The 20,212-nt window shown below is 72.2% G+C and carries 18 protein-coding genes; 6 read left to right on the top strand and 12 right to left on the bottom strand.

What is annotated here, in order from left to right:
- The first annotated feature begins 600 nt into the window (after positions 1-600).
- Complete coding sequence (trpS, locus tag AB0B29_RS28735; protein ID WP_362244352.1) at positions 601-1,629, top strand: tryptophan--tRNA ligase; 1,029 nt, start codon at positions 601-603, stop codon at positions 1,627-1,629.
- Between the two features lie 44 nt (positions 1,630-1,673).
- On the opposite strand, the gene proC is transcribed toward trpS, so the two are convergent.
- From proC to AB0B29_RS28710, 5 genes are all read right to left on the bottom strand, one after another.
- A complete protein-coding gene (gene proC, locus AB0B29_RS28730; protein WP_362244351.1) occupies positions 1,674-2,486 on the bottom strand; it encodes a pyrroline-5-carboxylate reductase in 813 nt (270 codons plus the stop codon).
- 103 nt (positions 2,487-2,589) lie between these two features.
- On the bottom strand, positions 2,590-3,396 hold the full coding sequence (locus AB0B29_RS28725; protein ID WP_362244350.1) for an ABC transporter permease: 807 nt from the start codon (positions 3,394-3,396) through the stop codon (positions 2,590-2,592).
- Positions 3,393-4,259 (bottom strand): ABC transporter ATP-binding protein, encoded by an 867-nt coding sequence (locus AB0B29_RS28720; RefSeq protein ID WP_362244349.1) that lies wholly within the window; start codon positions 4,257-4,259, stop codon positions 3,393-3,395. Before AB0B29_RS28720 ends, AB0B29_RS28725 begins: the two co-directional genes overlap by 4 nt.
- Positions 4,260-4,291: 32 nt before the next feature.
- Positions 4,292-5,212, bottom strand: a complete 921-nt coding sequence (locus tag AB0B29_RS28715; protein ID WP_362244348.1) for a class I SAM-dependent methyltransferase — start codon at positions 5,210-5,212, stop codon at positions 4,292-4,294.
- 260 nt (positions 5,213-5,472) lie between these two features.
- Positions 5,473-6,066 (bottom strand): dihydrofolate reductase family protein, encoded by a 594-nt coding sequence (locus AB0B29_RS28710; protein ID WP_362244347.1) that lies wholly within the window; start codon positions 6,064-6,066, stop codon positions 5,473-5,475.
- A gap of 71 nt (positions 6,067-6,137) precedes the next feature.
- On the opposite strand from AB0B29_RS28710, the gene AB0B29_RS28705 reads away from it, so the two are divergent.
- Positions 6,138-6,716, top strand: coding sequence for a TetR/AcrR family transcriptional regulator (locus AB0B29_RS28705; RefSeq protein WP_362244346.1), 579 nt, complete (start codon positions 6,138-6,140; stop codon positions 6,714-6,716).
- 24 nt (positions 6,717-6,740) lie between these two features.
- Here the strand turns inward: AB0B29_RS28705 and AB0B29_RS28700 are convergent, their stop codons facing one another.
- The gene (locus tag AB0B29_RS28700; protein ID WP_362244345.1) at positions 6,741-7,253 is read right to left on the bottom strand and encodes an EamA/RhaT family transporter; all 513 of its coding nucleotides are present in this window, start codon (positions 7,251-7,253) and stop codon (positions 6,741-6,743) included.
- Positions 7,254-7,294: 41 nt separating this feature from the next.
- The gene (locus AB0B29_RS28695; protein ID WP_362244344.1) at positions 7,295-7,615 is read right to left on the bottom strand and encodes an SH3 domain-containing protein; all 321 of its coding nucleotides are present in this window, start codon (positions 7,613-7,615) and stop codon (positions 7,295-7,297) included.
- Between the two features lie 183 nt (positions 7,616-7,798).
- Between AB0B29_RS28695 and AB0B29_RS28690 the strand changes: the two genes are divergently transcribed.
- On the top strand, positions 7,799-9,997 hold the full coding sequence (locus AB0B29_RS28690; protein WP_362244343.1) for a serine/threonine-protein kinase: 2,199 nt from the start codon (positions 7,799-7,801) through the stop codon (positions 9,995-9,997).
- A gap of 113 nt (positions 9,998-10,110) precedes the next feature.
- Here the strand turns inward: AB0B29_RS28690 and ilvD are convergent, their stop codons facing one another.
- The 4 genes from ilvD to AB0B29_RS28670 form a co-directional block, all read right to left on the bottom strand.
- On the bottom strand, positions 10,111-11,964 hold the full coding sequence (gene ilvD, locus AB0B29_RS28685; RefSeq protein WP_362244342.1) for a dihydroxy-acid dehydratase: 1,854 nt from the start codon (positions 11,962-11,964) through the stop codon (positions 10,111-10,113).
- Positions 11,965-12,115: 151 nt separating this feature from the next.
- A complete protein-coding gene (locus AB0B29_RS28680) occupies positions 12,116-12,748 on the bottom strand; it encodes a TetR/AcrR family transcriptional regulator (RefSeq protein WP_362244341.1) in 633 nt (210 codons plus the stop codon).
- The gene (locus AB0B29_RS28675; protein WP_351627451.1) at positions 12,745-13,569 is read right to left on the bottom strand and encodes a sugar phosphate isomerase/epimerase family protein; all 825 of its coding nucleotides are present in this window, start codon (positions 13,567-13,569) and stop codon (positions 12,745-12,747) included. The genes AB0B29_RS28680 and AB0B29_RS28675 overlap by 4 nt, the downstream gene beginning before the upstream one ends.
- A 93-nt stretch (positions 13,570-13,662) precedes the next feature.
- Complete coding sequence (locus tag AB0B29_RS28670) at positions 13,663-14,595, bottom strand: Ppx/GppA phosphatase family protein (protein ID WP_362244340.1); 933 nt, start codon at positions 14,593-14,595, stop codon at positions 13,663-13,665.
- Between the two features lie 83 nt (positions 14,596-14,678).
- On the opposite strand from AB0B29_RS28670, the gene AB0B29_RS28665 reads away from it, so the two are divergent.
- Positions 14,679-15,497: a hypothetical protein gene (locus tag AB0B29_RS28665; protein ID WP_362244339.1), complete on the top strand. Its 819-nt coding sequence runs from the start codon at positions 14,679-14,681 to the stop codon at positions 15,495-15,497.
- A gap of 125 nt (positions 15,498-15,622) precedes the next feature.
- Here the strand turns inward: AB0B29_RS28665 and AB0B29_RS28660 are convergent, their stop codons facing one another.
- Entirely contained in the window at positions 15,623-17,347 is a 1,725-nt protein-coding gene (locus AB0B29_RS28660) for a BACON domain-containing protein (protein ID WP_362244338.1), read from the bottom strand.
- A 197-nt stretch (positions 17,348-17,544) separates the two neighbouring features.
- Between AB0B29_RS28660 and radA the strand changes: the two genes are divergently transcribed.
- Together radA and disA are read left to right on the top strand one after the other, a co-directional pair.
- Positions 17,545-18,954 carry a DNA repair protein RadA gene (gene radA / locus AB0B29_RS28655; RefSeq protein ID WP_234850027.1) on the top strand — a complete coding sequence of 470 codons (1,410 nt, stop codon included), beginning with the start codon at positions 17,545-17,547 and terminating at the stop codon, positions 18,952-18,954.
- Positions 18,955-19,034: 80 nt separating this feature from the next.
- Positions 19,035-20,159, top strand: a complete 1,125-nt coding sequence (disA, locus tag AB0B29_RS28650) for a DNA integrity scanning diadenylate cyclase DisA (RefSeq protein ID WP_104783374.1) — start codon at positions 19,035-19,037, stop codon at positions 20,157-20,159.
- Positions 20,160-20,212: the final 53 nt, after the last annotated feature.

Here is a 20,212-nt window from a genome sequence, read left to right as displayed (position 1 = left end):
CTTGCGTTTCCGACTCTATCAGATCTTTCCGATCCGATTTCCTCGGTGCTTTCCAGGTTCCCGCTTCCGCGTTTCCCTTTCCGGCGGTTCCGACTCTATCAGATCCTTTCGGGCCTGATCCCCGGTCAGCGGGGTTTGTCTTTGCGGCTGTTGGGCCGTTCCGACGAGTGAGACTTTAGCGGATTCCCCGGCTCCCGAGCGAATCGGGGGCCGCGTCCTTTCGAACGTGGATTCCTCATTCCGCAAATACACATACCAATGAAGCGACGACAGATGTTCTGCACATCGAAAAGTGGTGAGTACCTGCGGAGTGGCTGCCCGGGGACCGACCGGAGTCGGCGCTCACGTCGGGCAACTCGGAGAACACTACGGATGGGGGTAGGGCGTGTCAAACCAGGGGCGGACAGCTCTCCCGGGGCGTAGCCTGGGCTGCATGACGACGCGTACGTGCACCCAGCTGTGGTGGGCCGCCTGAGGGCGGCCGTGCTCACGTATGCACTCAACGGCCGCCGCTTCGGCGGCCGTTTTCGTTTCTCCCTCTTGGAACCGCGGAGGGGCGGCCGCCCGGGGCGGTGGTCCCGACCGGGAGGTGGAGGAGAGATGACACGGGTCTTCAGCGGGGTCAAGCCGACGGGGCATCTGACGCTGGGGAACTATCTGGGGGCCATGCGGCGGTGGGCTGCCGTGGACCAGCACGAGGCGGAGGCCTTGTTCTGTGTCGTCGACCTGCATGCGCTGACCGTGGACCACGATCCCGCGCGGGTGCGCAGGCTGAGTAGGCAGTGCGCGACCTTGCTGCTGGCGGCCGGGCTGGATCCGGGGCTGTGCACGGTGTTCGTGCAGAGCCATGTGGACGAGCACGCCCGGCTGTCGTACGTGCTGGAGTGCGTGGCCACCGACGGTGAGATGCGGCGGATGATCCAGTACAAGGAGAAGGCCGCGCGGGAGCAGCGGCGGGGTGGGAGCGTGCGGCTGTCGCTGCTGACGTATCCCGTGCTGATGGCGGCGGACATCCTGGCGTACGGGGCCGACGCGGTGCCGGTCGGGGACGATCAGCGCCAGCATGTGGAGCTGGCTCGGGACATCGCCGTGCGGTTCAACCAGCGGTACGGGCACACGTTCGTGGTGCCCCGGGCCACGCGGCCGGAGGTGGCGGCGCGGGTGATGAACCTGCAGGACCCGGCGTCCAAGATGGGCAAGAGTGACGACGTGGGGCCGGGGATCGTCTATCTGCTGGACGAGCCCGACGTGGTGCGCAAGAAGGTGATGCGGGCCGTGACCGACAGCGGGCGGGAGGTCGTGTACGACCGGGAGGCCCGGCCGGGGCTGGCGAATCTGCTGGAGATCCTCGCGGCGTGCACGGGTGGGGAGCCGGAGCGGTTGAGTGGTGCGTACGAGTCGTACGGGGCCTTGAAGAAGGACACCGCCGAGGCTGTGGTCGAGGTGCTGCGGCCGTTGCAGAAGCGGCACAAGGAGCTGTGTGCCGATCCCGGTCATGTGGAGGGCGTGCTGCGGGACGGGGCGGCGCGGGCTCGGGGGATGGCCCGGCCGACGGTGGATGCCGCGTACCGCGCGATCGGGTTGCTGCCGGCCGTGACGGAGGCGGCCGGGGCCGTGGTGGCGGTGTGAGGTGACGCCGCTGTGGGGGCGGGTTGCGGGCCCGCCCCCAGTGCTCAGCTGTTGTTGCCGGAGGCCAAGGCGCGGCTGCGGTCGCGGGCGGCTTCGAGAGCGGCGATGAGGGCGGCCCGTACGCCGTGGTTCTCGAGTTCGCGGATGGCGTTGATCGTCGTGCCGGCGGGGGACGTGACGTTCTCGCGGAGCTTGACGGGGTGTTCGCCGCTGTCGCGGAGCATCGTCGCGGCGCCGATGGCGGACTGGACGATCAGGTCGTGGGCCTTGTCGCGGGGCAGGCCGAGGAGGATGCCGGCGTCGGTCATGGCTTCGACCAGGTAGAAGAAGTAGGCCGGGCCGGAGCCGGAAAGGGCGGTGCAGGCGTCCTGCTGGGACTCGGGGACGCGGAGCGTCTTGCCGACGGCGCCGAAGATCTCCTCGGTGTGGGTGAGGTGGTCGGCGGTGGCGTGGGTGCCCGCGGAGATGACGGACATCGCCTCGTCGACGAGGGCGGGCGTGTTCGTCATGACGCGAACGACCGGGGTGTCGGGAGCGAGGCGCTCCTCGAAGTAGGCCGTCGGGATGCCGGCGGCGCCGCTGATGACCAGGCGGTCGGCGGGGACGTGCGGGGCGAGCTCGTCGAGGAGGGTCCCCATGTCCTGCGGCTTGACCGTGAGGATCAGGGTGTCGGCGGTCTTGGCGGCTTCGGCGTTGGTGACCGGGGTGACGCCGTAGCGGGTGCGGAGTTCTTCCGCTCGTTCCCGGCGGCGCGCGGTGACCAGGAGGTCGGACGGGGTCCAGCCGGCGCGGATCATTCCGCTGAGCAGGGCTTCGCCGATCTTGCCGGTGCCGAGGACTGCGACTTTCTGGGTCATGGCGCGGGGTGCCTCCGAAGGGTGCGTCGTCCGGGGTCCATCCTCGCACCGGGGAGTGGGGGACGGCTCGGGTGTCCGCTGGGCGGGATGTCTCGTCGGGCGGCTACGCGGTCCGGCGCCTCAGGGTGGCGGCGCCCAGGGTCAGGACCAGGAGGGCGCAGCCCGCGACGATCAGGGTGTCCCGGACGAAGGTGGCGGTCATGTCGGTGTGGCGCAGGACCTCGTTCATGCCGTCGACGGCGTACGACATGGGGAGTACGTCGGAGAGGGCTTCCAGGGCCGGGTGCATGGTGTCGCGCGGGGTGAACAGGCCGCACAGGAGGAGCTGCGGGAAGATCACGGCCGGCATGAACTGGACCGCCTGGAACTCGGAGGCGGCGAAGGCCGAGACGAAGAGGCCGAGGGCCGTGCCGAGGAGGGCGTCGAGGAGGGCCACCAGGAGGAGGAGCCAGGGGCTGCCGGTGACGTCGAGGCCGAGGAACCAGACGGCGAGGGCCGTGGCCAGGGCGGACTGGATGATCGCCAGCGCGCCGAAGGCGAGGGCGTAGCCGGCGATGAGGTCGCCCTTGCCCAGCGGCATGGCGAGGAGGCGTTCGAGGGTGCCGGAGGTGCGTTCGCGCAGGGTGGCGATGGACGTCACCAGGAACATCGTGATGAGCGGGAAGATGCCGAGGAGGGACGCGCCGATGCTGTCGAAGGTGCGGGGGCTGCCGTCGAAGACGTAGCGCAGCAGGAACAGCATCACGCACGGGATGAGGACCAGCAGCGCGATGGTGCGGGGGTCGTGGGTGAGCTGGCGCAGGACCCGGGCGGCGGTGGCGGTGGTGCGGGAGGCGTTGAGGGCCCGGGGTGGGGCGGGCGGCCTGGTGGCCGGGGTCGCCGGAGCGGTCTGGGTCGTCGGGGTGGTCATCGGGTCGTCTCCTTCGTGCGGGCTGCTGCCTTCGCTTCGTCCACCAGCTGCAGGAAGGCCTCCTCGACCGTGTCGGCGCCGGTGCGGGTGCGCAGGGCGTCGGGGGTGTCTCCCGCGGCCTGGCGGGAGGTGCTCCCGGCGAGGAGTTCGCCGTCGCGCATGAGGAGGAGGCGGTGGCAGCGTTCGGCTTCGTCCATGACGTGGGAGGAGACGAGGAGGGTGGCGCCGCGGCCGGTCGCGATGTCGTGGAAGAGGTGCCACAGGTCGCGGCGCAGGACCGGGTCGAGGCCGACGGTCGGTTCGTCGAGGACCAGGAGTTCGGGCGCGCCGAGGAGGGCGACGGCGAGGGAGACGCGGTTGCGCTGGCCGCCGGAGAGCTTGCCGGCGAGGGAGTCGGCGTGGGTGGTGAGGTCGACGTCGGCTATGGCGCGGGCGACGTCTTCGGCGCGGCGGTCGGCCGCTGCCCGGCCGGGGTCGAGGATCGCGGCGAAGTAGTCCAGGTTCTGCCGGACCGTCAGGTCGTCGTAGACGGACGCGGCCTGGGTGACGTAGCCGATGCGGGTGCGCAGGGCGGGGTGGCCGGCGGGGTGGCCGAGGACGTCGAGGGTGCCGGTGACCTTGGCCTGGGTGCCGACGAGGGCGCGCATGAGGGTCGACTTGCCGCAGCCGGAGGGGCCGAGGAGGCCGGTGATCTGGCCTCGGGGGACGGTGAAGCCGAGGTTGCGCAGGACCGTGCGGGGGCCGCGGACGACGGTGAGGTTCTCGGCGTGGACGGCTGGGGTGTGGTCGGTCGGCGTGGCCGGTGTCGGGGCACGGTCGGGGGCGGGGCCCGGGCGTGGTGAGCCGGGAGCATTATTCATCATGCGATGAATAATGCTCCCGGGGATCGGGCGCGTCAAGCCGCCCGTGGTGCTGCCTTCGCGGGCGGGTGCGCGTCAGGCCGGGTCCCGGCGAGGAAGAGGACGACCTCGTAGACCTCCTCCACGAAACCGTCCGGGAAGGTGCGCAGGAGGTGTTCGCGTTCCTCGGCCAGGAACGACGCGGTGCTCTCCGGGTCGTGCACGAGGAAGACCGAGTGGCTGCCGATGTTGGCGAGGTGGGTGTCGACCGGGACGCGGCGGCTCCAGCGGACCGTCCGGCGGGTGAAGTCAAGGAGGCCGGTGGGGTCGGCGGCGCGGGCGTTGACGTTGCGCTTCTCGGCGGAGACGTCGATGCCGAAGTGGCGCTCGGTGCGGGCGGCGGCCTCGGCGATCCAGGGGACGTCGAGGGCGTCGGTGTTCCACCACAGGGCGAGGGCGCCGCCGGGGCGCAGGACGCGCAGGGCTTCCGGGACGGCGCGGGCGGGGTCGGTCCAGTGCCAGGCCTGGGCGTAGGTGACGAGGTCGACGGAGTCGTCGGCGAGGGGGAGGTCGTCGCCCGTGCCGCGGACGATCGGGATGCCCGGGAGGGTGCGGCGGAACTGGGCCGCCATGCCGTCGCCGGGTTCCACGGCGATGACGTTCGCGCCCCTCGCGTGCAGGAGGGCGGTGGCGATGCCGGTCCCGGCGCCGATATCCGCGACGCGGGTGCCGGCAAGGGGGCGGCCGGTCAGGTCTTCCATCGCGTCGAAGAGGGCCGGGGGGTAGGAGGGGCGGTTGGCCGCGTACTGGGCCGCGGCGGCGTTGAAGGAGTGGGCTCGGGCGGTTCGGGCGGGTGCGGGGATGGAGTGCTCGCCGGGGGGTTCGGGGGTGTCGTCAGGGGGCTGGGGGGTGTCGTCAGGGGCTTCGGGGGTGGGGTGGGCTCCGGTGGGGTGGTGGGCGGAGGGAGGTGTGGTCATACGGCCATGGTGGCCGGGGGCGGGGTGAGGTGCGGTGAGATTTCGGTGAGATCGGCGGGGCCGGGCGGGTCCCGTCGGGCGAGGCGCCGTTGCCGGAGCGGATGCCGAAGTGGGCCGAACGGTAGGGCTGTTCGGCCGGGGAACGGGGATCGCCGACGCCCCACACCGGGCCGTGACCGCGAAGCCCGTCGCTCGGCCGAAGGACAGGGCGGGCGGCGCCGCAGGGAGCCCCTGCGAGCAGCGGCGAGAGCGCAGGGGGGCTAGCGGCGGACGAGGCGGGTGAGGGTGACGCCGTTGGGGAAGGCAGTACGCTCGGCGACGTCGAAGACGGTGGGGTCGAAGGCGCCGTCGAACGCCGGTACTCCGGCGCCGGCGACCACCGGGTAGTTCTTGACGACCAGTTCGTCGATCTCGGGAAGGACGGCGCCCGCGAGCTTGCCGCCGCCGCAGAGCCACACGTTCAGACCGGAGTCCTCCTCCTGCTTGAGTGCGCGGACGAGGCCGAGCGGGTCGCCCGGGACGACGGTGACGGCCGGGTCGGCGTCGGGTCGGAGCGTGCTGGACACCACGTACTGGCGCAGGTGCGCGTAAGGGCTGGTGACCCCGTGTTCGAAGGGAGCGCGGTAGGTGCCGAAGCCCATGACGACGGTGTCGAAGTACCGGTTGGGGGTGTCGGCGAGGCCGACGGCGGCGCGGTAGGCGGTCGGGACCGTCTCGGGGTACAGGGTGTTGACCCAGGCGCTGTAGGCGGTGCTCTGCCGTTCGTCGCCGGCGGGGAAGAAGTCGTACTCGCCGTCGGGGCCGGCGATGCGGCCGTCGAGCGTGACGGCGATGTAGTACACGAGCTTTCGCATCCCTGATAACTCCATACGTAGTACTCTCCTTGAAGTGGTTTGAAAGTAGTACTACATCTGGAGTGGTGTCAATGGTGCGACGGAACGACCAGCGGCGTGCCGCGCTCGTCGACGCGGCGATCGAGGTGCTGGCCAGAGAGGGTGCACGGGGTCTGACGTTCCGGGCGGTGGACGCCGAGGCCGCCGTGCCGGCAGGGACCGCGTCCAACTACTTCGCCAACCGGGACGACCTCCTCACCCAGGCCGGCGCCCGGGTCTACGAGCGGCTCCAGCCCGACGACGCGACCATCGCCCGCCAGCGGGAGGCCGGCCACGACCGGGAGGCCTACGTGGTGCTGATGCGGGAGCTCGTCGGCCGCGTCGCCGGGTTCCGCACCGGGTACCTCGCCCTGCTCGAGCTGCGCCTCGAGGCCACGCGCCGTCCCGAGCTGCGCAAGGTCCTCACCGAGCGGGTCCGCGCGGATGTCGATGCCAACGTCGCGTACCACGAGGCCTCCGGCCTCCCCGGCGACGCCATGGCCGTCAAGCTGCTCATGCTGACCCTGAACTGGCTGATCGTCGAGCAGCTCACGCTGCCGGACGTCTTCACCGAGGCGGAGCGAGAAGAGCTGGTGACGGCGGCGGTCGAGCGCATCGTGGCGGAGCGGTAGACGGCAGGGCCTCGCTGGTGGCGGCTACGCGCGGCGGCGGTTCTTCGGGTTGCCCGAGCGGCGGGTCGTGCGCTTCTCGTACTGCTTGCGCGCCTCTTCGTACTCCTGGCGGTGGAGCTTCTCGCCGGGCGCCTCGGTGAGGGAGCGGAGGAAGTAGGCGAGGAGGGAGCCGACGAAGCCGACGGTCAGGAGGCCGCGCAGGGAAGCCTGGCGCTCGGGGTCGGGGCGGCTGGTGAAGCCGGCCCAGGTGTGGCGGAAGGCCATCGCGCTGCAGATCGCGAACATCGCGACCATGAGGACCGTGACGAAGCCGCCGATCGCGGCGATCTGCAGGCCCTGGTAGGCGAGGCGGAGGACGAGGCAGGAGAGGGCCGCGATGGCGAGGGAGCCGACGGCGACCGCGATACGACGGGGCGTGTAGCCGTCGTCGTGGTTCAGCCAGGCCGTGCCGAAGAAGCGCAGGGGCTCGGGGCGGGGGCCGGGGGCGTCGGCACTGGAGCCCGCGGGGGTGACACGGGTGCTGTCTTCTGCACTCACGGGACGATTATCACCCTTGCCGGCCGCGGGCTCTGTGCGGGCTAGGAGCAGCGCGGGCGGACGTAGCCGTCGCTGCCGGTGTTCACGTAGGCGTCCGCGACGTACTCGCCGTCGTCGATGTTGTCCCAGATGTTCGAGCTGCCGTACGGGCCCGCCACCGTGGTGCCGGGGCGCTGGCAGAAGATGGTGACCCTGGCTCCCTCGGGCAGGACGCGGACGATGCCGTAGCCGGTGCCGGGTCCGCTGCGGACGTTCAGGCGGACGCCCGGGGCGACGGCGTACGAGCGCAGGCCCGACGCCGCCATGGTGGCCGTCTCGCCCTCGCTTGCTCCCTCGAGTTCCTCGACATGGTCGACAGACATGTGTTCTCCCCCGTTGAGCCCCGTGGCCGACGCCATGGGGTGCTGTTGATTCCCCCGAGTCACACCATGAGACACATGTGCGCAACTCGTGCGTGGAGGCTAGCAAGCCGCCTCTGTCCCGTACGAGTCTTCGACTAGGCTCCGTGCGTCGCGCGCGCGGACGGACAGCACGGGGGTGGTTCCATGGCGCCACAGCGCAATGCCGGAGCGGGCGCGGAAGCGGAACTTCCCGAATACGCCGGCCACTACCGTCTGGAGTCCCGTCTGGGCTCGGGCGGGATGGGTGTCGTGCATCTGGCCCGGAGTACCTCCGGGATGAAGCTCGCGGTGAAGGTCGTGCACGCCCAGTTCGCCAAGGACCCCGACTTCAGGGGGCGTTTCCGGCAGGAGGTGGCGGCGGCGCGCAGGGTGAGCGGCGCCTTCACGGCGCCCGTCGTCGACGCCGACCCGGACGGTGGACGGCCCTGGATGGCCACGCTGTTCATCCCGGGCCCGACCCTGTCCGACCACGTCAAGCGGAACGGCCCCATGGAGCCGGCCCAACTGCGGCGTCTGATGGCGGGGCTGGCGGAGGCACTGCGGGACATCCACCGCGCCGGGGTCGTCCACCGGGATCTGAAACCGAGCAACGTCCTGCTCGCCGACGACGGACCGAAGGTCATCGACTTCGGCATCTCACGGCCGGTGGACAGTGAACTGCGCACCGAGACCGGCAGGTTGATCGGCACGCCGCCCTTCATGGCGCCCGAGCAGTTCCGGCGCCCGCGCGAGGTGGGTCCGGCCGCCGACATCTTCGCGCTGGGGTCGGTGATGGTGCACGCGGCCACGGGGCAGGGGCCGTTCGACTCCGACAGCCCGTACATCGTGGCGTACCAGGTGGTGCACGACGAGCCCGACCTGACCGGTGTGCCGGACGAGGTGGCGCCGCTGGTGCTGCGGTGTCTCGCGAAGGAGCCGGAGGAGCGGCCGACGCCTGACGAACTGATGCGGGAGCTGCGGTCGGTGGCCGCCTCGTACGACACGCAGACGTTCATACCGGCCCAGCGGACCTGGGACACCGAAGGTCTGCGGTCGCCCGCCGGGAGCCCCGTCCATGAGGGGGAGGCCGGTCGCGCGGTGGCGGCCGATCGCGCGCTGCAAGCCGGTCTTGCGATGGAGGCCGATCGTGCCGTGCCGGCAGGTCGTGCGGGGCCAGCCGGTCGTGGCAGGGGGCTGCGGCTCGGCAGGCGGGCGGCCCTGGCAACCGGGGCGTTCGGCCTGGCCGTCGTCGGCGCCCTGGCCTCGCTCCCGTTGCTCGACGATGACGGCGGCCCACCACGGCCCGCCTCCCCGCGGACCACGTCCGCCGCGTTCAGCGGGTGGCAGACCACACCGGCGGCCGGGGACAGCGCACCCCTGTGCTCCCACGGGGCGGGACGGCTGCTCTGTGCCAGGTCCGGACTGGTCTTCGCCCTGGATCCGTCCGACGGGCACCTGCTGTGGCGGCACCCCGTCGGCAAGGGGCCCCGGGGGGAGCCGCCGGTGCCGGTCGGTGGACTCGTACAGCCCTCGCCGGACCAGGCGCGTCACCTGGAGGCACTCGATCCGGCCTCGGGCGAGGTGCGCTGGCAGCGGGACACACCCGGCGCCGCAAGTGCGGTGCACGCCGGCGGCATGCTCCTGGTCACGGGTGCCGACGGAAAGGTCACCGGTGTGGACGGCGCCTCCGGTGACGTGCGCTGGAGCCACCGGATCCCCGGCCATGAGATGCCGTACTTCGCCACGTTCGGCGGTGATCCGCTGGCGTACCTCGCCGGCGCGTCGGAGGACGGGCGGAGCACCCGGCTCACCGTGGTCGACCCGCAGACGGGCGACGTGCGCTCGGACGTCCGGCTCGACGGGACGCTGACGCCCTTCGACGCGACGGACGGTTCGGTGTTCCTCCTGTCCCTCGACGCGGTGTACGGCGATGCGCGGGCCGTGGTCCGCTACACCCCGAAGACGGGTGAGACCCGACGGGTGCCCCTCGCCGTCCCCCTCCAGCAGGCCCATGGCGCCGTGCGCGGGAACCTGGCCTATCTCATGGGGACCGGGGGGTCGTTGGTGGCCGTCGATCTCGAGGCGCGTGCGCAGGTGTGGGATCTGGAGACGGGAACGATGCGAGGCTCCACGCCGGTCGCCGGTGACCGGTACGTGTACGTGACGACGTCGGACGGGCGGCTGCTCGCCGTCGACGCGCGGCGCGGGAAGGTCGCCGGGCAGACGTCCCCCCGGCTGGGCGACCGGTCGGACCGGATTCCGGCCGCGCTGCCCGAACCCGTGGTCGTGGGCGACCGGGTCTACGGCGGTGCGCAGGACGGGACGGTCTTCGCCGTGAACGGGGACGACCCGGCGGCCTGGTAGCCGGCGGGCCCACCAAGCACCACGCACGAGAGCCGCCCCCGGCACGCAGCGCGCACGCACGAGAGCCGCCTCCGGCAAGCGGGAGGCGGCCCTCGGCGTCAGTCGGCGGTGGGTCAGCCCAGTTTCGACACGTCCCGCACCGCGCCCTTGTCCGCGCTGGTCGCCATCGCCGCGTAGGCGCGCAGTGCCGCCGAGACCTTGCGGTCGCGGTTCTTCGGGGCGTACACGCCGTTCAGCGCCTGTTCGCGGCGGGTCAGTTCGGCGTCGTCCACCAGCAGTTCGATGGAGCGGTTCGGGATGTCGATGCGGATGCGGTCGCCGTCCTCCACCAGGGCGATGGTGCCGCCCGCGGCCGCCTCGGGCGAGGCGTGGCCGATGGAGAGGCCGGAGGTGCCGCCGGAGAAGCGGCCGTCCGTGACCAGCGCGCAGGTCTTCCCCAGGCCCCGGCCCTTCAGGTACGAGGTCGGGTAGAGCATCTCCTGCATGCCGGGGCCGCCCTTGGGGCCCTCGTAGCGGATGACGACGACGTCGCCGTCCTTGACCTGCTGGGTGAGGATCTTCTGGACGGCCTCCTCCTGCGACTCGCAGACGACCGCCGGGCCCTCGAAGGTCCAGATGGACTCGTCGACGCCGGCCGTCTTCACGACGCAGCCGTCGACCGCCAGGTTGCCCTTGAGGACCGCGAGGCCGCCGTCCTTGGAGTAGGCGTGCTCGGCGGAGCGGATGCAGCCGCCCTCGGCGTCCTCGTCGAGCGCCTCCCAGCGTTCGGACTGGGAGAAGGCCTCGGCGGAGCGGACGCAGCCGGGGGCCGCGTGCCACAGTTCCACGGCCTTCGGGGAGGGGGAGCCGCCGCGGACGTCCCAGGTCTTCAGCCAGTCCGCGAGGGAGGGGCTGTGGACCGAGTGCACGTCCTCGTTGAGCAGGCCCGCGCGGTGCAGCTCGCCGAGCAGGGCGGGGATGCCGCCGGCGCGGTGCACGTCCTCCATGTAGTACGTGCGGTTCTTCGCGACGTTCGGGGCGACCTTGGCGAGGCAGGGGACCCGGCGCGAGACCTCGTTGATCTCGTCCAGGCCGAAGGAGACACCGGCCTCCTGGGCTGCGGCCAGCAGGTGCAGGATCGTGTTGGTGGAGCCGCCCATGGCGATGTCGAGGGCCATGGCGTTCTCGAAGGCCGCGAAGGACGCCACGCTGCGGGGCAGGACCGTCTCGTCGTCCTGCTCGTAGTAGCGGCGGGTGATGTCCATGACCGTGTTCGCCGCGTCGACGTACAGCTGCTTGCGGGCCGTGTGCGTGGCGAGGACCGAGCCGTTGCCCGGGAGGGACAGGCCGATGGCCTCGGTCAGGCAGTTCATCGAGTTGGCGGTGAACATGCCGGAACAGGAGCCGCAGGTCGGGCAGGCGTTCTCCTCGATACGGAGGATGTCCTCGTCCGAGATCTTGTCGTTCACGGCGTCGGAGATCGCGTCGACCAGGTCGAGGGTGCGGACCGTGCCGTCGACGAGGGTGGCGCGGCCGGACTCCATGGGGCCGCCGGAGACGAAGACCGTCGGGATGTTCAGCCGCAGGGCGGCGTTCAGCATGCCCGGGGTGATCTTGTCGCAGTTGGAGATGCAGATCAGGGCGTCGGCGCAGTGCGCCTCGACCATGTACTCCACACTGTCCGCGATCAGGTCGCGGGAGGGCAGCGAGTAGAGCATGCCGCCGTGGCCCATCGCGATGCCGTCGTCGACGGCGATGGTGTTGAACTCGCGCGGGATGCCGCCGGCGGCGACGACCGCCTCGCTGACGATCCGGCCGACCGGCGCCAGGTGCGTGTGCCCCGGCACGAACTCGGTGAAGCTGTTGGCGACCGCGATGATCGGCTTGCGGCCGATGTCGCCGCCCGGTACACCGGAGGCGCGCATCAGGGCGCGGGCGCCCGCCATGTTGCGGCCGTGGGTGACTGTGCGGGACCTCAGCTCGGGCATCGTCGCTCGCTCCTTCAAAGACGGCGTCAGAGAGTTCGGAGATTTCTGACTGCTACCGAGCGTACGCCGGTCATCCAGTGGGCGGGACGAAGTGTCCGGAATGCGGGACGGCTGTCTCGGACGACGGCATCCGCGACAGCGCCCTCAGGCCTTACGGATCGGTCAGGTGTCCCTGGACGACCGGGGCCAGCCGCGCGATGACCTGCTCCGGGTCCGCCGAGGCCAGCGGCTCGACCCTGAGGACGTACCGCAGGATCGCGGTGCCCACGAGCTGGGCGGCGGCGAGCTCGGCCCGCAGCTCGGCGTCCGGCAGCTCCAGCCGCACGGCGATGCGGCGCAGCACCTGGGTGGCGATGATCCGCCGGAAGACGGCGGCCGCGGTGTCGTTGGTGAGGGCGGAGCGGACGATGGCGAGCAGCGGCGGGCGGGTCGCCGGGTTCTCCCAGATGCCGAAGAAGAAGCGGGCCAGCCGCTCCCCCACCCCGTCGAGCGGGCCCTCCTCGATGGCCTTCGGGGCCTGCAGGGCGGGTCCGAAGGACAGGGTGATCGCCGCCTCGAAGACCTGCTCCTTGGTGCCGAAGTAGTGGTGCACGAGCGCGGAGTCGACCCCGGCGGACTTGGCGATGCCGCGCACGGACGTCTTCTCGTAGCCGCGCTCGGAGAACTCGTCGCGGGCGGCGGTCAGGATCCGGTCGCGGGTGTCGGCGGACTCCGTGCGCGGGGGGCGGCCGCGGCGGCGGGCGGTGGTGCCGGACGCGCTGCCCGCCGGGGGCCGGCCGGTCATCGCCGGGGCACCTTGACCGCCGAGGCCAGGTGCAGGCGGGTGAAGGCCAGGGCCTCGGCGAGGTCGGCCTCGCGCTCGGCGCTGGACATCGCGCGGCGGGTGTTGACCTCGATGACGACGTGCCCGTCGAAGCCGGTCAGGGCGAGCCGCTCCAGCACCTCGGCGCAGGGCTGGGTGCCGCGGCCGGGCACCAGGTGTTCGTCCTTGGCCGAGCCCCGCCCGTCGGCGAGGTGGACGTGGCCGAGCCGGTCCCCCATGCGGTCGACCATGTCGAGGGCGTCGGAGCGGGCCGTCGCGGTGTGGCTGAGGTCGATCGTGAAGTGGCGGTAGTCGTCCTTGGTGACGTCCCAGTCGGGGGCGTACGCGAGCATCTCGCGGTCGCGGTAGCGCCAGGGGTACATGTTCTCGACGGCGAACCGTACGTCCGTCTCGTTCGCCATGCGCCAGATGCCGGCGACGAAGTCCCGGGCGTACTGACGCTGCCAGCGGAACGGGGGGTGGACGACGACCGTGCTCGCGTCGAGCTTCTCGGCCGCCGCACGGGCCCGCTGGAGCTTGGTCCACGGGTCGGTGGACCAGACGCGCTGCGTGATGAGCAGGCAGGGGGCGTGCACGGCCAGGACCGGGATCTGGTGGTAGTCGCTGAGTCTGCGCAGGGCCTCGATGTCCTGGCTGACCGGGTCGGTCCAGACCATGACCTCGACCCCGTCGTAGCCGAGGCGCGCGGCGATCTCGAAGGCCGTGGCCGTCGACTCCGGGTAGACCGAGGCCGTCGACAGGGCGACCTTCGCGTCCGGGATCTTCACGGCTGGCTCTGCCATGCAGGACAGATTACGGGGTGTGGTCGGGGTGGGGTGGGGGGTCTCCTGGCCGTTGTGGTGTTTGCCATAGCGTTAGGCCCCCCGGGATTCGCCCTACTCGGACTCCATGTGGTCCAGGCGACGCAGGATCACGCCCTCCCGCAGCGCCCAGGGGCATATCTCCACGCGCTCCACGCCGAAGAGGTCGAGCGCGGCCTCGGCGACCAGGGCGCCCGCCAGGAGCTGGCCGGCCCTGCCCTCCGAGACGCCGGGCAGCTCCGCGCGCTCCCGCTCCGTCATGGCGGCCAGCCGCGGGACCCAGCCCTCCAGGGACTCCCGCTTGAGCTCGCGCTGGACGTAGAGGCCCTCGGCGGAGCGGGCCGCGCCGGCGATGCGGGCCAGTTGCTTGAAGGTCTTGGAGGTGGCGACGACGTGGTCGGGGGTGCCGAAGCGGCTGAACTCGCCGACGGTGCGGGCGATCTCGGTGCGGACGTGGCGGCGCAGGGAGCGGACGTCCTCCGGGTCGGGCGGATCACCGGGCAGCCAGCCGGCGGTGAGGCGGCCGGCGCCCAGCGGCAGCGAGGCGGCCGCGTCGGGCTCCTCGTCGATGCCGTAGGCGACCTCGAGGGAGCCGCCGCCGATGTCCAGGACGAGCAGCTTCCCGGCCGACCAGCCGAACCAGCGGCGGGCGGCGAGGAAGGTCAGCCGGGCCTCCTCGGAGCCGGTGAGGACCTGCAGCTCGACGCCGGTCTCGGTGCGCACGCGCTCCAGGACCTCGTCGGCGTTGCGGGCCTCCCGTACGGCGGAGGTCGCGAACGGGAGGACCTCCTCGACGCCCTTGTCCTCGGCGGCCTGGAGCGCCTCCTTGATCACCGAGACCAGCCGGTCGACGCCGTGGGGGCCGATCGCGCCGTCGTCGTCGAGGAGCTGGGCGAGGCGCAGTTCCGCCTTGTGCGAGTGCGCGGGAAGCGGGCACGCGCCGGGGTGCGCGTCCACCACGAGCAGATGCACCGTGTTCGATCCCACGTCGAGGACACCGAGTCTCATGTACGGAACGCTAGCGCCCTGTGGGCCGTCCGCCGTCCTCGGCGGGGGTACAAGGCCCGTGGCGGGGCCCGTACCCTGGACTCGTGCCAAAGACGAAAAAGGCGAAGCGCGACAAATCACCGGCTGTCGTGGACTCCGACGAGAAGGGCCTCGACTTCGCTCGCGCGTGGGTGGAGTTTCCTGATCCGGCGGACGACGAGCAGGTCTTCCGCTGCGATCTGACATGGCTGACCTCTCGCTGGAACTGCATCTTCGGCAGCGGCTGCCAGGGCATCCAGGCGGGCCGCGCGGACGACGGGTGCTGCACGTTGGGTGCCCACTTCTCGGACGAGGACGACGAGAAGCGCGTCGCCGAGCATGTGGCCAGGCTCACGCCGGACATCTGGCAGCACCACGCCGAGGGCACGCGGAACGGCTGGGTCTCCGAAGACGAGGACGGCGAGCGGCAGACGCGGCCCTTCCAGGGCTCCTGCATCTTCCAGAACCGGCCCGGTTTCGAGGGCGGCATGGGCTGCTCCCTGCACATCCTCGCCCTGAAGGAGGGCCGCGAGCCGCTGGAGACCAAGCCGGACGTGTGCTGGCAGCTGCCGGTGCGGCGGACGTACGAGTGGATCGACCGGCCCGACGACACCCGTGTGCTGCAGGTGTCGATCGGTGAGTACGACCGGCGCGGCTGGGGCCCGGGCGGCCACGACCTGCACTGGTGGTGCACGTCGGCGACCTCGGCGCACGGCGCGGGCGAGCCCGTGTACGTCTCCTACCGGCCCGAGCTGATCGAGCTGATGGGCAAGGCCGGCTACGACCGGCTGGTCGAGCTGTGCGAGGAGCGGCTGGCCTCGCAGCTGCCGCTGCTGGCACCGCATCCCGCGGATCCCGCTGGTCCGGGCGGCCCTGGGGCCTGAGGGCCGGGTCCCGCGCATCCGGCCGGCTCCGAGGGCCTGTGGGCCGGAGATCCCGCGCATCCGGTCGGCTCCGAGGGCCTGAGGGCCGGGTCCCGGGCATCGTCCCGGCTCTGGGGCGTGACCGGTTATGACGTGACCGGGCTCGGGTCGCCGCTGTCCGAGGGCGGTGGCGTCGAGCCCTCCGGGGCGGTCGGGTCCGGTTGCGTCGGCGTGGGTGTGGGGTCCGGGTCGTTCGACGGGGGCGGGGTGGTCGGCGTCGGGTCGGGGTCCGGGGCGGAGGTCGTGGGCGTCGGGTCGGGGTGGGTCGGCACCGGGTCGCCCGGGTCGCTGGGGCGGGGGTCCGGGCCGGAGGGGGTGGGCGCGGTGCCGTAGCCCTCGATGTGGACGACGGCGCCCCCCGGTGCGACCGCCACCTGCGCGTGCCAGGGGCCGGCGGGCTCCCGCAGGTGGTCGACGTACACCTTGATCGTCAACGACTCGCCCGGCCGGAGCGTTCCCGAGGACTGGCTGAGGTAGAGCCAGGGGGCTCCCGTGGACGCCGACCAGCGGACCGGTGCCGGGCCGCTCGCGGTCAGGGTGATCAGGGTGGTGTCGCCGCTGTTGTCGGCCGTGATCTCCAGGGCGCTCTCGCGTCCCGCGCCGGCGACGCCGATGACTTCCACGGAGACGTCGGTCTTGCCGTCCTTGCCGAAGCGGGGGCCGGGGCGGGTGCTCGCGTTGCCCGTGTTCTCGTAGCCGCCGCCCGCCATCTCACCGTCCAGGCCGAACGGGTCGTCCACCTCGAGCGCGGAGGCCGAGCGGCCGTCCTGGCCCTCGCCGATCGGGGTGCCCCGGTAGGCGGCCCACAGGGCCAGCACGGGGGCGGCCACGACGGTGGCGACGACGGTCGTGGTGACGGCACGCGCGCGGAGGCGGTCTCTTCGGGCGGCGTGGTCCTTGGGGTCCATCGGGAAGCCCCGCCGGTCGAAGCGGGGAGCGGCGTGCCGCGCGCGCGGCTGGTGCGCCATGGCGATGTGCACGGCCGCGCGGGGCGCCGGCAGGACGGGCAGTTCGGCGGGCGTGACGCTGGTGCCGGGCCAGCGCCCGGGGATGGCGCGCTCGGCGGTGCGGCGGCAGCGGGGGCAGTCGTCGACGTGCCGCACGAGTTCGCGGCGCAGGGCGGTGCCGAGGACGAGCCGGTCGTCGCCGACGAGGTGCGCGACGCTGGGGCACGCCCCGGTCTCGACCACGGCGAGGGCGGCACGCGTGCGTTCCACCTCGCACGCGGCGGAGGCGAGCAGATCGCGGGCGGCGGCCAGGTCCATGCCGAGGACGGCGGCGACCTCGTGGGCGGCGAGGTGGTGGCGCACGGCCAGTTCGAGCGCCTCGCGCTGCTCCGGGGTGGTGCCTGCGGCCTCCGGCCAGGCCAGCAGGGCCAGTTCGTCACGGCGCTGCTCCTGGACCTCCTCGGAGGGGGCGGGGGCGGCCGGACGGTCGGCGCGCTGCCGGTGGGTGCGGCCCGCCGCGTGGCTGCTCAGACGTTTCTGCTTGGCCTCGGCCAGCTTGCGCAGGCACGCCCAGCGGGCCAGCGCGTACAACCAGGCCCTGCGGTCCGCGGGTGCCTCGGGGGCCTGCCGGCCGCGGCGTTCGGCGAGGGCGAGGACGTCGCCCAGGGCGGTGGTCGCGGCCTCGTGGTCACACAGCACCGACAGGCAGTAGGTGAACAGGCCGTCCAGGTACGGCTCGTAGCGCGCGGGCGGCTGCTGCGCCAGCGTGCGCGCCGCTCCGCGGTCGCGCGCTTCCCGGTGCGCCCGATGCGCGCCGGCCGTGCGGGTCGAGCGGGTCGAGATGTCCGGAGTACTGCTCATCATTCGGCGACCGTAGGGGGCCGGGAGTGGCACCTTCCTACGGCTTGAGCACATTTAATCCGTACGGGTGAAACGATCCCTCAATCGGGGACATGAACCGGTTGTTCCGCCGCCGGCGCGGGGTGGCGGACCCCTGGCGCGCAGCCGGCCGCCGCCGGCCGGGACTCGCTATGTCAGTGCCTGCGGCTACGGTTCCGTCCATGGCTGCCCGTACGAAGACCACCAAGGACCGCCCGTCCTACCGCTGCACGGAGTGCGGCTGGCAGACGGCGAAGTGGCTCGGCCGCTGCCCCGAGTGCCAGGCCTGGGGGACGGTCGAGGAGTACGGCGCGCCCGCGGTGCGTACGACGACACCGGGCCGGGTCACCACCTCCGCCCTGCCGATCGGCCAGGTGGACGGACGCCAGGCCACCGCCCGCCCCACCGGCGTGCCCGAGCTGGACCGCGTGCTCGGCGGCGGGCTGGTGCCCGGCGCGGTGGTGCTGGTCGCGGGTGAGCCGGGGGTCGGCAAGTCCACGCTGCTGCTCGACGTCGCGGCGAAGTCCGCGAGCGACGAGCACCGCACGCTGTACGTCACGGGCGAGGAGTCGGCGAGCCAGGTCCGGCTGCGGGCCGACCGCATCGGCGCCATCGACGACCACCTGTACCTGGCGGCCGAGACGGATCTGGCGGCGGTTCTGGGCCACTTGGACGCCGTGAAGCCGTCGCTGCTGATCATGGACTCGGTGCAGACGGTGGCCTCCCCCGAGATCGACGGTGCGCCCGGTGGCATGGCCCAGGTGCGGGAGGTCGCGGGCGCCCTCATCCGGGCCTCGAAGGAACGCGGCATGTCCACGCTGCTGGTGGGCCACGTCACCAAGGACGGCGCGATCGCGGGCCCGCGCCTGCTGGAACACCTGGTGGACGTGGTCCTGCACTTCGAGGGCGACCGGCACGCCCGCCTGCGTCTGGTGCGCGGCGTCAAGAACCGCTACGGCACCACCGACGAGGTCGGCTGCTTCGAGCTGCACGACGAGGGCATCACGGGCCTCGCCGACCCGAGCGGGCTCTTCCTGACCCGCCGGGCCGAACCGGTCCCGGGCACCTGCCTGACCGTCACCCTGGAGGGCCGCCGCCCGCTGGTCGCCGAGGTCCAGGCGCTCACGGTCGACTCGCAGATCCCCTCCCCGCGCCGCACCACGTCGGGCCTGGAGACCTCCCGCGTGTCGATGATGCTCGCGGTGCTGGAACAGCGCGGGCGGATCAGCGCCTTGGGCAAAAGGGACATCTACTCCGCGACGGTCGGCGGTGTGAAGCTGTCGGAGCCGGCCGCCGACCTGGCCGTCGCCCTCGCCCTGGCGAGCGCCGCGAGTGACACACCTCTCCCCAAGAACCTCGTCGCGATCGGGGAAGTGGGCCTCGCGGGCGAGGTGAGACGCGTCACTGGCGTGCAGCGCAGACTGGCCGAAGCCCACCGTCTGGGCTTCACACATGCCCTGGTACCGGCCGATCCGGGCAAGGTCCCGCCGGGCATGAAGGTCCTGGAAGTCGCGGACATAGGGGACGCCCTGCGGGTCCTTCCGCGCTCCCGTCGCCGAGAGGCCCCACAGGACGAGGAGGGTCGCCGGTAGACTTTGCCCTGGTCTCGCCCGTCCGTGCGAACCGAGCGCGCGACACGGGGGCGCCCAGAACCTGCGACCGGAGGAGTGCAGTGGCAGCCAACGACCGGGCATCGGCTCCCGGAAAGTCCGGCGGGAGTGCCGGTACCGATGGCCTGATGCGTGCCTCCCTGAGCGCCGTGGCGCCCGGCACCGCCCTGCGTGACGGCCTGGAGCGGGTACTCCGCGGCAACACCGGCGGGCTCATCGTGCTCGGCTCCGACAAGACGGTCGAGGCGCTGTGCAGCGGCGGTTTCGTCCTGGACGTCGAGTTCACCGCCACCCGTCTGCGCGAGCTGTGCAAGCTGGACGGCGGCATCGTGCTGTCCTCGGACCTGTCGAAGATCCTGCGCGCCGGCGTGCAGCTGGTCCCGGACCCGACGATCCCCACGGAGGAGACGGGCACCCGGCACCGCACCGCGGACCGTGTCAGCAAGCAGGTCGGTTTCCCGGTGGTCTCCGTCTCCCAGTCGATGCGGCTGATCGCCCTGTACGTCGACGGCCAGCGCCGCGTGCTGGAGGACTCGGCGGCGATCCTGTCCCGCGCCAACCAGGCCCTCGCGACCCTGGAGCGCTACAAGCTGCGCCTCGACGAGGTCGCGGGCACACTGTCGGCGCTGGAGATCGAGGACCTGGTGACCGTCCGGGACGTCTCGGCGGTCGCCCAGCGCCTGGAGATGGTCCGCCGCATCGCCACGGAGATCGCCGAGTACGTGGTGGAGCTGGGCACGGACGGCCGGCTGCTGGCCCTGCAGCTCGACGAGTTGATCGCGGGCGTGGAGCCCGAGCGCGAGCTGGTCGTCCGGGACTACGTGCCCGAGCCCACGGCCAAGCGCTCCCGCACGGTCGACGAGGCCCTCGCCGAACTCGACGCCCTCAGTCACGCCGAGCTTCTCGAACTGTCCACGGTGGCCCGGGCGCTGGGTTACACCGGCGCGCCCGAGACGCTGGACTCGGCGGTCTCCCCGCGCGGGTTCCGTCTGCTGGCCAAGGTGCCCCGCCTCCCCGGCGCGATCATCGACCGCCTGGTCGAGCACTTCGGCGGACTGCAGAAGCTGCTCGCCGCGAGCGTCGACGACCTGCAGACGGTGGACGGCGTGGGCGAGGCCCGGGCGCGCAGTGTCCGCGAGGGCCTGTCGCGCCTGGCGGAGTCGTCGATCCTGGAGCGGTACGTTTGACATGCTCCTCGCCCTGAAGGGACGAGAATTCTGGCCTTCTCTACCGGTTGCCG

This window comes from Streptomyces tibetensis (assembly GCF_040647715.1).
In the GTDB taxonomy this organism is placed as follows: domain Bacteria; phylum Actinomycetota; class Actinomycetes; order Streptomycetales; family Streptomycetaceae; genus Streptomyces; species Streptomyces tibetensis_A.
The sequence above is the reverse complement of the archived record's forward strand: the minus strand, read 5'-3'. Positions and strand labels throughout refer to the sequence as shown.

Bases quoted from the DNA above. Each gene is read 5' to 3' on its own strand.
- proC (WP_362244351.1), bottom strand. From the start codon at position 2,486: ATGACCCAGAAAGTCGCAGTCCTCGGCACCGGCAAGATCGGCGAAGCC.
- AB0B29_RS28695 (WP_362244344.1), bottom strand. From the start codon at position 7,615: ATGTCTGTCGACCATGTCGAGGAACTCGAGGGAGCAAGCGAGGGCGAG.
- radA (WP_234850027.1), top strand. From the start codon at position 17,545: ATGGCTGCCCGTACGAAGACCACCAAGGACCGCCCGTCCTACCGCTGC.
- AB0B29_RS28680 (WP_362244341.1), bottom strand. From the start codon at position 12,748: ATGACCGGCCGGCCCCCGGCGGGCAGCGCGTCCGGCACCACCGCCCGC.
- ilvD (WP_362244342.1), bottom strand. From the start codon at position 11,964: ATGCCCGAGCTGAGGTCCCGCACAGTCACCCACGGCCGCAACATGGCG.
- AB0B29_RS28720 (WP_362244349.1), bottom strand. From the start codon at position 4,259: ATGATGAATAATGCTCCCGGCTCACCACGCCCGGGCCCCGCCCCCGAC.
- AB0B29_RS28670 (WP_362244340.1), bottom strand. From the start codon at position 14,595: ATGAGACTCGGTGTCCTCGACGTGGGATCGAACACGGTGCATCTGCTC.
- AB0B29_RS28690 (WP_362244343.1), top strand. From the start codon at position 7,799: ATGGCGCCACAGCGCAATGCCGGAGCGGGCGCGGAAGCGGAACTTCCC.
- AB0B29_RS28715 (WP_362244348.1), bottom strand. From the start codon at position 5,212: ATGACCACACCTCCCTCCGCCCACCACCCCACCGGAGCCCACCCCACC.
- AB0B29_RS28660 (WP_362244338.1), bottom strand. From the start codon at position 17,347: ATGATGAGCAGTACTCCGGACATCTCGACCCGCTCGACCCGCACGGCC.
- AB0B29_RS28675 (WP_351627451.1), bottom strand. From the start codon at position 13,569: ATGGCAGAGCCAGCCGTGAAGATCCCGGACGCGAAGGTCGCCCTGTCG.
- trpS (WP_362244352.1), top strand. From the start codon at position 601: ATGACACGGGTCTTCAGCGGGGTCAAGCCGACGGGGCATCTGACGCTG.
- AB0B29_RS28710 (WP_362244347.1), bottom strand. From the start codon at position 6,066: ATGCGAAAGCTCGTGTACTACATCGCCGTCACGCTCGACGGCCGCATC.
- AB0B29_RS28725 (WP_362244350.1), bottom strand. From the start codon at position 3,396: ATGACCACCCCGACGACCCAGACCGCTCCGGCGACCCCGGCCACCAGG.
- AB0B29_RS28705 (WP_362244346.1), top strand. From the start codon at position 6,138: ATGGTGCGACGGAACGACCAGCGGCGTGCCGCGCTCGTCGACGCGGCG.